The organism is Cobetia sp. 1CM21F (assembly GCF_023161745.1).
GTDB lineage: Bacteria > Pseudomonadota > Gammaproteobacteria > Pseudomonadales > Halomonadaceae > Cobetia > Cobetia amphilecti.
Genome location: NZ_JALNTQ010000002.1, coordinates 645,287 through 659,331, shown reverse-complemented (window position 1 = coordinate 659,331; position 14,045 = coordinate 645,287). Strand labels below are relative to the sequence as shown.

10 protein-coding genes are annotated in these 14,045 nt (G+C 64.3%); 3 read left to right on the top strand and 7 right to left on the bottom strand.

From position 1 onward, the window contains the following. Positions 1-223: 223 nt before the first annotated feature. Positions 224-1,063, top strand: a complete 840-nt coding sequence (locus tag MSG32_RS08425) for a mechanosensitive ion channel domain-containing protein (protein WP_248379138.1) — start codon at positions 224-226, stop codon at positions 1,061-1,063. A gap of 144 nt (positions 1,064-1,207) precedes the next feature. Further along, positions 1,208-3,031, top strand: coding sequence for a glucosyltransferase domain-containing protein (locus MSG32_RS08420; protein ID WP_248379137.1), 1,824 nt, complete (start codon positions 1,208-1,210; stop codon positions 3,029-3,031). A gap of 143 nt (positions 3,032-3,174) precedes the next feature. Here MSG32_RS08420 and putP read toward each other — a convergent pair whose 3' ends face one another. From putP to MSG32_RS08400, 4 genes are all read right to left on the bottom strand, one after another. Continuing rightward, complete coding sequence (gene putP / locus MSG32_RS08415; RefSeq protein ID WP_192837900.1) at positions 3,175-4,656, bottom strand: sodium/proline symporter PutP; 1,482 nt, start codon at positions 4,654-4,656, stop codon at positions 3,175-3,177. 467 nt (positions 4,657-5,123) lie between these two features. Beyond that, positions 5,124-8,303 carry a bifunctional proline dehydrogenase/L-glutamate gamma-semialdehyde dehydrogenase PutA gene (gene putA, locus MSG32_RS08410; RefSeq protein ID WP_248379686.1) on the bottom strand — a complete coding sequence of 1,060 codons (3,180 nt, stop codon included), beginning with the start codon at positions 8,301-8,303 and terminating at the stop codon, positions 5,124-5,126. 657 nt (positions 8,304-8,960) lie between these two features. Then, positions 8,961-9,719 carry an AraC family transcriptional regulator gene (locus MSG32_RS08405; RefSeq protein WP_192837901.1) on the bottom strand — a complete coding sequence of 253 codons (759 nt, stop codon included), beginning with the start codon at positions 9,717-9,719 and terminating at the stop codon, positions 8,961-8,963. Continuing rightward, entirely contained in the window at positions 9,719-10,084 is a 366-nt protein-coding gene (locus MSG32_RS08400) for a hypothetical protein (RefSeq protein WP_043335450.1), read from the bottom strand. The genes MSG32_RS08405 and MSG32_RS08400 overlap by 1 nt, the downstream gene beginning before the upstream one ends. A gap of 200 nt (positions 10,085-10,284) precedes the next feature. Here MSG32_RS08400 and MSG32_RS08395 point away from each other — a divergent pair, with 200 nt between their 5' ends. Then, positions 10,285-10,950: a helix-turn-helix domain-containing protein gene (locus MSG32_RS08395; protein WP_160317881.1), complete on the top strand. Its 666-nt coding sequence runs from the start codon at positions 10,285-10,287 to the stop codon at positions 10,948-10,950. A 155-nt stretch (positions 10,951-11,105) separates the two neighbouring features. On the opposite strand, the gene MSG32_RS08390 is transcribed toward MSG32_RS08395, so the two are convergent. Genes MSG32_RS08390 through MSG32_RS08380 form a run of 3 tightly spaced genes read right to left on the bottom strand, consistent with a single transcriptional unit; the run spans position 11,106 to position 14,037 of the window. Further along, complete coding sequence (locus MSG32_RS08390; protein ID WP_043335451.1) at positions 11,106-12,626, bottom strand: tripartite tricarboxylate transporter permease; 1,521 nt, start codon at positions 12,624-12,626, stop codon at positions 11,106-11,108. After that, a complete protein-coding gene (locus tag MSG32_RS08385; protein ID WP_043335453.1) occupies positions 12,626-13,063 on the bottom strand; it encodes a tripartite tricarboxylate transporter TctB family protein in 438 nt (145 codons plus the stop codon). The genes MSG32_RS08390 and MSG32_RS08385 overlap by 1 nt, the downstream gene beginning before the upstream one ends. After that, complete coding sequence (locus tag MSG32_RS08380) at positions 13,063-14,037, bottom strand: tripartite tricarboxylate transporter substrate-binding protein (protein ID WP_248379136.1); 975 nt, start codon at positions 14,035-14,037, stop codon at positions 13,063-13,065. Before MSG32_RS08380 ends, MSG32_RS08385 begins: the two co-directional genes overlap by 1 nt. Positions 14,038-14,045 lie beyond the last annotated feature (8 nt).

The window sequence follows — 14,045 nt, the reverse complement described above, 5'->3', positions numbered from 1 at the left end:
CCTGAATTGAGGAATGGCGTGATGAGCGCAGAGCAGGGCACGCGGCCCCGGGCGCAAGAGCACTGACGTGACGCCGATAGTCAGGTAAATTGTGCGCGTGTGAATACCCAATGATCCGTTCGGCCGAGTGTCGGTGCGTCCCCGGCGCGCGCCTCGTGCCCTATAACGATAAAGCACCCGGTGGTCTGCTGACTGCCACGCAAGGGATGCTCAAGGAGTTGTCGTGGAATTTTTGAATGCCATCCCCATGGATACCAGTCAGCTGTTCGAGATAGGGCTGCAATGGGGCGGAACCCTGCTGTCGGCGCTGGCCGTGCTGGTCTTCGGCATGTGGGTCGCCAAGCGCCTGACCCAGTGGGCGACCTCGCTGCTGCACCGCAAGAGCATGGACGAGGCGGCGGCCGGTTTCGTCGGCCAGATCGCCTACGCCATCCTGGTGGTCATGGTGCTGCTGACAGCTCTGGACCAGCTCGGTGTCGATACCACCTCCATGATCGCCGCGCTGGGTGCGGCGGGTCTGGCGATCGGTCTGGCGCTGCAGAGCTCGCTGTCCAATCTGGCCTCCGGCTTCCTGCTGGTCACGCTGCGTCCGTTCAAGAAGGGCGATTACGTCGAAGCCGCCGGCACCTCCGGTAGCGTCGATCAGATCACCATGCTGCAGACCCGCCTGGTGACGCCGGACAACCGCAAGGTCACCGTGCCGAACTCCAGCGTCATGTCTAACACCATCACCAACTACTCGGCGCTTCCGACGCGGCGTCTGGACCTGGTCGTCGGTGTCAGCTATGACGACGACATCCGTCAGGTCAAGGCTGTGCTCGAGGAGCTGGTCGCCGGTGACGAGCGCATCATGAAGGAGCCGTCCCACCTGATTGCCGTGTCAGAGCTGGCCGACAGCTCGGTCAACTTCAACTTCCGCATGTGGTGCCAGGCCTCCGATTACTGGGCGCTGAAGTGGGACATGACCGAACGCATCAAGCTGACCTTCGATGAGCGCGGCATCAGCATTCCCTATCCGCAGCGCGATGTGCACTTCCATCAGGCCAGCACGCCGGCCGAGTAACTTCCGCATCACGTAGGCATGTCGACAACGCCACCCTCGGGTGGCGTTTTTCATGGGCTTTCGTCGGGGCATTCCATCGCGCCCCGAGTCAGGTACTCTCGACGTCATCCGTCCTGGGTATCGTTCTGATCGGGAGTCCAGTGCATGACAAGGTCGCAGCCGTTGTCCCAAGCGTGTGATGCCGCTGATGCCAGACGGCGTCAGGCATGGCGCATTCTGCTTGCCAGTCTGGTGGTGATCGGCCTCGGGCTTGTGCCGCTGATCGCCACGCGCGCGCTGTATCTGGATGACATGAGCCGTGCGCTGGATGGCTATTACGGCTGGATGCTCAATGCGCGCCCGGCCGCCGAGGGCATCATGCGTCTGCTGGGCTTCGGCGATGTGCTGGTCAATGTCGCGCCCTTGCCGCAACTGGCGGCCTGGGGGCTGGCGGCGAGCATGGCGCTGGCCTGGTGGCGATGGCTGCCGGGGCTCTCGCTGGTGGGCTGCGTAGTGGGCAATGCGCTGATCTGGCTGACGCCCTTCACCCTGCAGAATTTCAGTTACGCCTTCGACAGCCTGCCGATGAGCGTGGCGCTGGCCAGTGCCATACTGGCCAGTCTGGTGCTGCGTGCTGGCGGGAAAAGCGGGGGAGAGGGAGAGCCAGCCGGAGGGATAAGCGAAGGGCGAGGCCCATGGCAGGCCTGGCAGCCACCGCTGAGCGCCTTGCTGCTGTTGTTGCTGGCGCTGTGCAGCTATCAACCGGCCCTGAATGCCTTTCTGGTGCTGAGCCTGCTCGAGGCTCTGTTCGCGGGCACCGCCAGCACCTCACTGTGGTCGCGCTGGCGGATGCTGTTGCTGCGTGGGGCGCTGGCCGGCGTCGCCTTGCTGCTCTATCTGCCCATCACGCGGCTGCTGGTGGCGGGCGAGTACAGTCAGCAGCATGGCCAGATGCTGCCCTTCGCCGACCCTCAGGCCTTGCTGGCGGGACTCGAGCACAACCTGAGCGTGGCGCTGGGCGCGTTTCGTGAGGGACTGGGGCAGGTCACGCTGCTGCTCAGTCTGGCGCTGCTGGCCGGGGCGGCGCTGTTGCGACTTCTGCCTCGCGGCGCGCTTGTGCCTCAGGCAGAGGCCGCTGGCGCGCCCGAAGGCAGGTCTCGCTCGGCGCGCCAGCTATCGCTGCAGCGCATGAGCTGGGCCCTGTGGGCGCTGTTGCTGGTTCCCGCCCTGTGGGGGCCGATGCTGTTGCTGGCCGAGCCGGTATTTCATTCGCGCACCCTGATCGCCTGGGGACCGCTGTTGGGCGGTGCCCTGATGCTGGCACTGAGTGTGAGAGTGAGAGAGGGCGCGAGTGCCGGCGCAGGTGTAACGCAGAGCATGACAGAAACGGCCAACACGCAGCGCAAGTCACCTGGCTGGCGGCGTCTGATGCAGCAGTGCCTGTTGATCGTCGCCTGCCTGTTGCTGGTGCGCCATGGGGTGATCTTCGCCGCCTGGAGCAATGCGCTGGCCGCCCAGCAGGCCCATGAGACACAGCTGGCGCGCACTCTGGTGGCTCAGGCGCGGGAACAGGGCCTGCCGCTGGACTCGCCCCGCGACGCCGAGCGCTACCAGCCGCGCGATGCCTTGCCGGTACTGGTGCTGGGCGAGGCGCCAGTGGCGCCGCTGGCGCGGGTCACTCGCCAGCAGGTGGCGGCCGTAGGCCAGAATCTGGTCGCTGCCTTCACGCCCGACAACTACTGGTCCGTGGTGCGGCTGCGCCTGGCGGGCGCCAGCGCGGTGACCTTGCTGCGCGATGAGGCGCTCAAGGCACGCCTGCAAGCGCGGTCGCCCTGTGCGCCGGGCGATGCTGTCAGTCAGGCCTCAACTCCTTCATCAGCTCAGTCGCAAGTTCTGTCTCAAGCTCGGTCTCAAGTGCAGTCGCCAGCGCTGTCGCTGCTAGAGGGAGTCTGGGTAATCGATTTCCGCAAGCCTCGCCAATGTGATTAGGCCATATGAGGAAGCCGTGACAGCGAGAGTCAGTGAGGACAAGTTGCCATGAACGACAACGCCGCCCCGAGGGGCGGCGTTGTCGTATTGCCGATATGAACGGCAATAGGGACAGGCTTCAACAGTGTCTTGTCACACCTCGATCAGGCGTGGTTCTCGACCTTGTCGAATTCCGTGGTGATCTCATCAGCCGGTGCTGCGCTCATGATGCTGACCACGTAGATGGCGATGTAGGCGAAGATGACGCCCGGCACGATCTCGTAGAGATCGAAGATGCCACCGGAAAGCTGCTTCCAGACCACCACGGTCACGCCACCGACGATGATGCCGGCCAGCGCGCCGAAGCGGTTCATGCGGCGCCAGTACAGCGACATGATCAGCGCCGGGCCGAAGGCGGCACCGAAGCCGGCCCAGGCGTAGGACACCAGACCCAGTACGCTGGAGTTCGGATCCAGCGCCAGGATCCAGGCGATGATGGCGATACCGACCACCGCGAAGCGACCGACCCACACCAGCTCGGACTGGGTCGCATCCTTCTTGAACAGCGCCTTGTAGAAGTCATCGGCCAGGGCAGAGGACGACACCAGCAGCTGGGAGTCAGCGGTGGACATCACGGCAGCCAGGATGGCGGCCAGCAGCACGCCGGCAACCGCCGGGTGGAAGATGAAGTTCACCATGACCATGAAGATTTTCTCGCTGTCGGCCAGGTCCTTCGGCACGTAGACGAGACCCAGCAGGCCGATGCAGATGGCCGCGAACAGACCCAGTGCAGACCAGACGACGGCGATGGTACGGGCCGCGCCGATGTCCTTCTCGCTGCGGATGGCCGCGAAACGCGCCAGGATATGCGGCTGACCGAAGTAGCCCAGGCCCCACGCCAGTGAGGAGACGATGCCGACCAGGGTCAGCGCTTCGCCGGTGGAGGCGTCACGGAACCATTCCAGCAGCAGCGGGTTCTCGGCGGTGATGCGCGAGGTCGCTTCTGCCACGCCACCCATGTCGGTGAGTGCCACGATGGGCACCACGATCAGGGCAGCGGCCATCATCAGACCCTGGATGAGGTCAGTCCACGACACGGCGAGGAAGCCGCCGAAGAAGGTGTAGGACACGATGGCGATGGTACCGACGGTCACGGCGATGGTGTAGTCGAGGCCGAAGACGGTCTCGAACAGCTTGCCACCTGCCACCAGACCGGAGCTGGTGTAGAAGAGGAAGAACAGCAGGATGAAGACGGCCGAGATGACGCGCAACATCTTGGAGTTGTCGCGGAAGCGCTTCTCGAAGTAATCCGGCAGGGTCAGCGAGTCGCTGGCGACGAAGCTGTAGATACGCAGGCGCTTGGCGACGATCAGCCAGTTGAGCCAGGTACCGGCCAGCAGACCGATGCCGATCCAGGCAGCGGACAGGCCGCTGAGGTAGGCAGCGCCGGGCAGGCCCAGCAGCAGCCAGCCGGACATGTCAGACGCACCGGCGGAAATGGCGGAGGTCCAGGGGCCCAATGAGCGGCCGCCCAGGATGTAATCCGACATGTTGGAGGTGCGCTTGTAGGCCAGCAGGCCAATGCCGAGCATCACCGCCAGATAGATAGCGAACGTGATGAGTATGGTGGGGCTGTTATCGACCATCGTGGAGTAAATCCTTTGCATTTATTGTTGTCGGACGGCGAGCGTCGTGATGATTCACTGCCAGTGACGGTTCCTGTCAGACCGTCGCCGGGAGTCCTGCGTCATGCATCGAACGTCCTTCGAGGGCCTTGTCGCGGTGGCTCTCGCAAGTTCCTGCCAATCTTGTACGTTCAGACTAGCGCATAAACGAATCTTCTGACGTTCGTCCGTCCCCGCATATTGCCGTCGAGTCAAAAGGGGAAACGGCAACGGACACCGCAGGGCACGAGCATGAGGGGCCAGTCGCTGGCGATTCATGTCCGTGGGCGTCCCTGTCGGTGTCCGGGGCAGATGACGGCCTGGCGTGCTGCCGTCATCCACTGGGCATCGTCCTGATGCCCTGTCACCTGGCTACCTCATGCACGTCCAGCATGCAGTCTTCCGCCAGGCATGACCTCTGCTGCTGCCGCGAGAGCAGGCAGCGTCGGTCATTCGTCGCCCATGGCGAGAAGAGACGCGTTGCCGCCGAGAGCCGTGGTGTTGACGGTACGGGTCTTCTCGGTAGCGAAGCGGTGCAGGTAGTGAGGGCCGCCGGCTTTCGGGCCAGTACCAGAGAAGCCCTGACCACCAAACGGCTGTACACCTACCACAGCACCGATGATATTCCTGTTGACGTAGACATTACCAACACGAATTTTCTGTGCAACGGCATTAGCAAAACTTTCGTTTCGCGAATGCACACCGAAGGTCAGGCCGTAGCCGAGGCCATTGATGGTATCGATGACCTTGTCCACTTCGCCGCCTTTCCAGGTCGCGATGTGCAGGACCGGACCGAACTGCTCGCTTTCCAGGCTATCGATGCCGTCGATGCGCAGGGCGACCGGCGCGACGAAGGTGCCGTGCTCGGTGGTGGTCTTGTCGATGGCGGCTTCGGCGATCACGCGGCCCTGGCTGCGATATTCCTCGATGTGCTTGAGCAGGCCGGCACGCGCTTCCTCGTCGATGACCGGGCCGACGTCGGTGCCCAGGTCACGCGGGTCGCCGATCTTCAGCTCGTCCATCGCGCCCTTGAGCAGGCCGATGACGCGCTCGGCGACGTCTTCCTGCACGTAGAGCACACGCAGGGCGGAACAGCGCTGGCCGGCACTCTGGAAGGCGGACTGCACCACGTCATTGACGACCTGCTCCGGCAGGGCGGTGGAGTCGACGATCATGGCGTTGAGGCCACCGGTCTCGGCGATCAGCGTCGGCAGCGGAGCGTTCTCACGCGCGGCCAGCGAGCGGTTGATGATCTGTGCGGTCTGGGTGGAGCCGGTGAAGCACACGCCAGTGATGCGCGGGTCGCTGGACAGCACGCTACCCACGGTCGGGCCATCGCCCGGCAGCAGCTGGACGACATCGTGCGGCATGCCGGCTTCGCGCAGCAGCTCGACCACGCGGTGAGCGACCAGCGAGGTCTGCTCGGCGGGCTTGGCGACCACGGTATTGCCGGTGACGGCGGCGGCGACCATCTGGCCGCAGAAGATCGCGACCGGGAAGTTCCACGGGCTGATGCAGGCGAAGACGCCCTTGCCGCCGAGCATGATCTGATTGTGCTCGCCGGTCGGGCCCTGCAGCTCGGTCGGCTCGGCGAAGTCGGCACGCGCACGGTTGGCGTAGTAGCGGCAGAAGTCGACCGCTTCACGGATCTCGGCGATGCCGTCGGTGAGAAGCTTGCCACCCTCGCGGGAGCACAGGGTCATCAGCTCGGCGGTGTGGGTTTCCATCAGGTCACCGAAGCGCTCGAGAATCGCGGCGCGTTCCTCGACCGGCGTCTGCTCCCAGCGCGGGAAGGCAGCCCAGGCGGCGTCGATGGCCTTGGAGGCTTCCTCGGCGCTGGTCCACTGCACGTGGCCCAGGGTGTCACGACGGTCGAACGGGCAGGTGACGGCCTGACGACGCTCGGCATTGACCTCGACATCGAAGGCCAGCTGCGGACGCACGTCGTAGGTGGTGTCCATGTGCGTGGCCATCTCGTCGATCAGCGGCTGGTACTGGCTATTGATGTTCAGATTGATGCCCCGTGAATTCAGGCGGTCTGCGCCATAGATGTTCGGCGGCAGCGCGATGCGTGGGTTGTGGTAGGTCTTGTACTGATTGAGCGTGGCCACCGGGTGGGTGCACAGGCTCTCGACCGGCACGCGCGGGTCGACCAGCTGGTGAACGAACGAGGAGTTGGCCCCGTTCTCCAGCAGACGACGTACCAGGTACGGGAGCAGGTCCTTGTGCGCACCGACCGGCGCATAGATACGGCACCAGGTCCCCTTGGGGGCACGCTTGAGCGCGGCTTCATACAGGGCTTCGCCCATGCCGTGCAGACGCTGGAATTCGAACTGACGTGTCTCGCCGGCGTTGGCCACATCCAGAATGGTGCTGATGGTGTGGGCATTGTGGGTGGCGAACTGCGGGTAGATGCGTCCGCGAGTGTTCTCGGACAGCAGGAAGCGCACGCAGACCAGGTAGCTGACGTCGGTGGAGGCCTTGCGGGTGAACACCGGATAGCCTTCGACACCCAGCTCCTGGGATTCCTTGATCTCGCTGTCCCAGTAAGCGCCCTTGACCAGACGCAGCGGGATCTCGTCGCCTTGCAGGTCGGCGATGCGGTTCAGGTACTGCAGGGTCGGCAGGGCACGCGTCGAGTAGGCCTGCACGACGAGGCCGAACTTGCCCCAGCCACGGCAGGTGTCGCTCTCGTAGACGGCGCGGAACACCTCCAGCGAGATCTCGAGGCGATCGACTTCCTCGGCATCGATGGTGATGGCGACGTTCAGCTCGCGGGCGATGCCGGCCAGTTCACGCACGCTTGCCACCAGCTCTTCCAGCACCTGCTCACGACGGCCGAATTCATAGCGCGGGTGCAGGGCGGACAGCTTGATGGACACGGACGGTGACGGGGTGCCTTCCTTCAGCTTGCGCGAGGTTTCGCCGACGGTGCGGATGGCACGCGCGTAGTCGTCGAAGTAGCCCTTGGCGTCGTCGCGGGTACAGGCCGCTTCGCCCAGCATGTCGTAGGAATAGGTGTAGCCCTTGTCGAACAGCGGCTGGGAGCGCTTGAGCGCTTCCTTGATGTCGCGGCCCAGCACGAACTGCTTGCCCATCACCTTCATCGCCTGGTACATGGCGCGGCGGATGACCGGCTCGCCGAGACGATTGACCATGCGGTTGATGAAGGTGGCCGGCTTGCCGTCACCCTTGGGCAGATCCATCTTGATGACGTTGCCGGTCATCAGAAGGCCCCAGGTGGAGGCGTTGACGAACCAGGACTCGCTCTGGCCCAGGTGGGACTTCCAGTCGGCCACGCCGAGCTTGTCCTCGATCAGCGCATCGGCGGTTTCCTTGTCCGGAATGCGCAGCAGCGCCTCGGCCAGGCACATCAGCAGCACGCCTTCCTGGGTGTCGAGGCTGTACTGCTGCAGCAGCTCGTCGATGGAGTCGACGGCGGTGTCCATGGTGCGGATCTCGCGTACCAGCTCGGCCGTCTTGTCGCCGATGCGCTTGGCATCCTTCTCTTCGGCGTTCAGCAGCTTGACCAGCTCGCTGACGTAGGCGCTTTCATCGACCAGGTAGTGGTCGCTGACGCGCGCGAACAGCGCCTCCGGAGACTGCTGCCAGGTGCTGGCGGCCAGCATCTGGTCACTGCGCAGGATGTTGTCCTTGAGCACATTGCCCTTGAGCACCCCTTGCTTGTCGTTTGTCGATGACTGGGCGGCTGTGGACGTGGCCGAGGCGATCGCGGCATTCACTGCACTGGACTGATCGGAGGGAGTGGAGGTGGTCATGGTGCGAACCCCTTGCTGCTGGGCGTCGAAGCGCCGAATGGGATTGCCGAGTCACAGCGCCGGGAGTGATGCAGAACGCATCAGAAAGCGCGACAGCGGCACGTCTGGATGTATGACTGAGAATGTAGGGTGGCGCAGGGGGGCGGGTCTTTCCAATTTCTCGGCTGCGCATGTCAAATTCACGGGCATGTCAGAAAAGTGACACGCTTCTCCGACCTTTGTCGAAGGCTGTGCCGCGAAATGACGCGATCTTGTTATACCAAGGTGGTAGAGGCTTGAAGGTGAACCGGCTTGCAGCTGACGGTGGGAGCGTCGTTGAACGGCGTGCGTCTCCCTGGTGACGTACTACCAGCGAGGAGCGAATTGAGGAAGGGCTGGCTAGAGAGAGGGGCTAATCAAGGAGGGCGTGCTAGAGAGAGGGAGAATTGAGGGGGCGAATTGAAGAGCGGCGTGTCAGACACACGGGCGGATCTGACACGCACGCCTCACCGGCTCCTGCCGACTCGATCAGGACTTGCGCAGTGCCGAAGGCGGGAAGCCGAGATGCTTGCGGAAGGCGTGGGACAGGGCGCTCTGGTTGGCAAAGCCGCAGCGATCCGCGATCTGGGACAGGGAAAGCTCGCTGGTGCCTAGCAGCTGGCGCGCCTCTTCCAGCCGACGGCGCAACAGATACTGATAGGGCGAGAGGCCGGTCAGGACGCGGAAGCGCTCGCTGAAATGCTGCTCGGAGAGATGTGACTGGCGGGCAAGATCCGCCACGCTGAGGCGCTGGCCGAGATTGGCGTCGATGAAGCGGTTGAGCGCGACCAGATCCAGCTGACGGCCACTGGTGCTCAGCGCGCTCATCGGCTCTTCGATGCGCGTGTTGAGGCAGGCGAGGAAGGTGGCGGCGAGCAGGTCGCCCGGCGCCTGCTGGTAGTCGTTGACTTCCGCGAGCATGAACTCGAGATAGCCACGCAGGCGGGTGTCCAGCGTGAAGAAGCGTGGGCGCTCGAACAGGCGCTTGAGGTCGCGGTGATGGCCGGTCAGGTAGGGCGCATCATCGGGCAGGTCGAGAATCAGCTGGCGATTCTCGCCGATGCCCGCGTAGTAATGGACATGATCGGCCGGCACGATGCAGCCGGTCAGCGGGCGAATCTCGCCGCCCTGGCCCTCGATCTCGAACTCGGCCAGGCCATCAAGGCCGATCACCAGCTGGTGGTAGCTGTGATCGTGGTGCTCACGCAGGTTGGAGAGCGGGATCAGGCGCATCTCGCTGGCGGCCATCAGGCGCGGGTCTCCGCGACACCGGTGCGGGCACGCAGATGGCCCAGCAGCACGTTGAGCTCTTCACGACCGGCGCGCGAGAACAGCGCACCGCCCTGGGCCAGCTGCCACGGTCTGGCATGGTTGTCGAAGATGCCCTGGCAGCGGCGCCGCAGACTCTCCAGATACTCATCATGGCGAATCGGGTAGCCGATCACGCTGTGCCACTCGTTCTCGTTGATCTCGCCGCTGATCGCCTGGTCCAGCACGCGGGCGATGTCGCTGTAGTCGGTGCGAAAGCGCGGCGTACGCGACATCATCAGCATGGCCACGGTGCCGACGGTGACGATCAGGCAGACCACGAAGGTGATGATGAAGATGGACATGAGCGAACCTTGTGCGGACGTAACCGGAAATAGTGTGGTAGCTCACCATTCTATCACGCTGCACGGCCAGTATCGTCAGTGCGGCAGGCGCGTCATGTTCTGTCTGTCAGAACGTTATGGCATGATTCAAGTCCATTGAGGTGGCATGGCGCACGTTGCCTGTCAGCCTCGTTCTTCACCTGCCGTGGGAGTCCCGCCGCATGGCCAATCAACGTGTGGAAGCGGTCGAGCGTGCCTTGACGCTGCTGGAAGCCTTTACCCCCGCGACCCCTCGCCTGACGCTCAACGAGCTGGCGCAGGCCAGTGGTTTCTACAAGAGTACGATTCTGCGGCTGATGGGCTCGCTTGAGCACTTCGGCTATGTGGCGCGTGACAGCCACGGCATCTACTCCATCGGCGCGGCGCTGGGGCGTTTTGCCCAGCTGGCACCGGCGCTGCCGGCCCGCGAGGCTCAGCTGCGCGGCTGGCTGGCGGCGCTGAATGCCGCCAGTGGCGAGACGGCCAGCCTGATGCTGGTTGAGCATGGCCCGCTGGCCGAGGCGCGCCCGGTGGAGGGCGTGACACGCCCGCGTCAGGCGATGTGCCAGTACGCGCATGTCAGCCAGTGGCCGCTGCGTCATCAGCTGGAGGAGGGCGAGCTGGTCGATGAGGCGCTGTCCGCCTTGCTGCAGCAGTGTGTCGACAGTGGCGAGATCGAGACCGGTGAGGCGGCCGGCCTGTCGGTGGCGGCGTTGGCGGTCAGCGTCGCCCAGCATCACGACGAGGGGCTGGCACCGGCGGAAGTCATCGTGCTCAGTGGCCCGACGGCGCGCCTGACGCCTGCCCAGGCCCACCGCCTGCTCGCCCAGTGGCAGCAGGGCGACTGATGCGCGCTCACCAGTGACAGGAGTCTTGAGGTGCTGAAATGACATCGCCCCCGCCGGCAAGACCGGCGGGGGCGATGTCATTTCAGAGCGCTGTCATTCAGGGCGCTGTCATTCAGGGTGTGCCACCTCATGAGAGGCGCGGACCCTGGCCAGGATCAGGCGTCGGTGGCGGCCTTGGCGGCGCTCATGCGGCGACGCAGGATGGGGCCGACGATCACCGGCAACAGCAGACCGGCGATGGCGATGCACCACAGGGTCACGGCCAAGGGGCTACCGATCAGGATGGTCCAGTCGCCGTCAGACAGCTGCATGGCGTGACGCAGGTTCTTCTCCATCTCTGGCCCCAGCAGCATGCCGAGAATGACCGGCACCAGCGGGATATCCAGCTTGCGCAGGAAGTAGCCGGCGACCCCGAAGGCGACCATGAAGTACAGATCGAAGGTCGAGTGGCTGATGGAGTAGATGCCCACGAAGGCGACCATGGTCACCACTGGCAGCAGGTACTTGGGCGGCACGGACAGCAGCTTGACGAAGATGCCGACCATCGGGATGTTCATCAGCAGCAGGATGACGTTACCGATCAGCAGCGCCGCGATCACGCCCCACACGATGTCGCCGTGCTGGGTGAACATCAGCGGGCCCGGGGTGATGTTGAGCGAGATCAGCATCGCCAGCAGCACCGCGGTAGTGCCGGAACCCGGCACGCCCAGCGTCAGCATCGGCACCAGGGCGCCAGAGGCGGCACCGTTGTTGCCGGCTTCCGGGGCGGCCACGCCGCGCGGATCACCTTCACCGAAGTTGCCTTTCTTGCCGAGGATCTTCTTCTCCAGCGTGTAGCTGATGAAGCTGCCCAGCGACGCACCGGCACCCGGCAACACGCCGGAAATGAAGCCCAGCACACCGCCGCGGAAGGAAGTCGGCAGGATGGCGACGATATCCTTCAGCTTCAGGGTCATCTTGTTCATGGCGATCATCGGCTTGCCTTCACCGGCGTGCTGTTCGATGAAGAACAGCAGTTCCGAGATGGCGAACAGACCGACAATGGCGATGATGAAGTCGATGCCCTCGAACAGCTCCAGCACATCGAAGGTGTAGCGCTGGGTGCCGGTGGAGCCATCGATGCCGACGGTGGCGATCATCAGGCCGATGGCGGCGGCCATCAGCGTCTTGACCGGATTCTTGCCGGTGATGCCGCCCAGGGTGGCGAAGGCCAGCACGAACAGCGCGAAGTATTCCGCCGGGCCGAAGGTCAGCGCGAAGCTGGCCAGCCACGGCGCCATCACGATCAGGCCGATGGTGGCGATCAGGCTGCCGATGAAGGAGGCGATCGCCGAGATGGCCATCGCTTCGGCGGCCTTGCCTTTCTGGGCCATCGGATAGCCATCGAGACAGGTCATCATCGCCGGCTCATCGCCCGGGATGTTGAGCAGGATCGAGGAGATGCGCCCGCCGTACATGGCACCGGCGTAGACCGAGGTCAGCAGGATCAGCGAGGTTTCCGGGCTCAGGCCCAGGGTGAAGGCCAGCGGAATCAGGATGGCCACACCATTGGCCGGGCCCAGGCCCGGCAGTGCGCCGATCAGGGTGCCCAGGAAGGCCCCCAGCACGGCGAACATCAGATTCTCTGGCTGCAGGGCGATGCCGAAGCCCTGCATCAAGAAGCCAAGACTTTCCATTACGCCACCTCCAGGATGCCCAGCGGCAGTGGTAGCTCAAGCACGAAGTTGAACAGGGCGAAGACGACGATGCCGCCGAGCAGGCCTGTCACGTAAGCGCGAACCGGCTTGGAGCCCATGCGCCAGCACAGGGTGCCGACCGCAGCGGTGGTCGTGACGATGAAGCCCAGCGGCTCAAGCAGTGCGGTGTACAGGCACAGGATGACGATGGCCAGCACCATCTCGGCGCCGGTGCGGCTCCACGGCCATTGCTGGTCCGGGTCGGGGCGCACGATCAGATACAGGCTGCTCAGCGCCAGCACGATCGAGAGTACCGTGGGGAAGGTTTCGGGCCCGATGGACTCGGCCCCGCCGAAGGGTTCCGGGAACTGCTGGGCACCCCAGCCGTACGCGACGGCCAGGGTGAGCATCAGCAGACCAAAGATGCGGTCATTCATCAGCGAATCAGCCCAATGTCCTTGGAAAGGGTCTGGATGTCCTGGATCTGTGCCTTCACGAAGGCATCAAACTCGGCACCCGATTTGTGGAACGGCATCAGGCCGCTCTTGGTCATCACGTCTTTCCATTCTTCGCTTTCATAGACGCTGTCCAGCGTGGTGGTCCAGTACTGCTCGGCATCGTCGCTGACACCGGCCGGGATGTAGAAGCCGCGCCAGTTGGGGGCGACGGCATCGATGCCCTGTTCGCGAGCGGTCGGCACGTCAGCCAGCTTGCCCGGCAGGCGCTCTTCGGAGAGCACGGCCAGCACTTTCAGGTCGCCGGATTCCATGAAGCCCTGAATCTCGGAGATATCACCGGTGAAGGCCTGCACGTGGCCGCCGACGACCTGGGTGATGGCTTCGCCGCCGTTGTTGTAGGACAGGTAGGAGACCTTGGGCAGGTTCTCGACATCGGCTGCCTGGGCGGCGATCAGCACCTTGAGGTGATCCCAGCCGCCTGCGGCACTGCCACCGGCGAACTTGACGGATTTCGGGTCTTTCTTCAGCGCGTCCATCACCTCACTCAGGGTGTTGTACGGCGAATCCTTGGAGACGGCGATGGCGCCGTAGTCCGCGCCCAGTGCGCCGATCCACTCGACCTGGTCCTGATTCATGCCCGGGAACTGGCCCTGGGCCAGACGGGTGGTGGTCGCGGTGGAGGCGGCCACCAGCAGCTGCTCGTCACCGGCACGCTTGGAGACGGTGTGCGCGAAGGCGACGCCGCCGCCGGCACCGGCCATGTTGATGGTCTGCACGTTGCCCGGCACGAAATCGAGCTCAGACAGGATCTTGCCGACGCTGCGGCAGGTGAAATCCCAGCCGCCGCCCGGGTCAGCCGGCGCGATGCAGTCAACCTTGCCTTTCGGTTCGAAGGCGAAGGCCTGGGCGGACATGGCGGTGACCACCGCGGCTGTCAGGAGTTTGAGTGTCATATGACGTG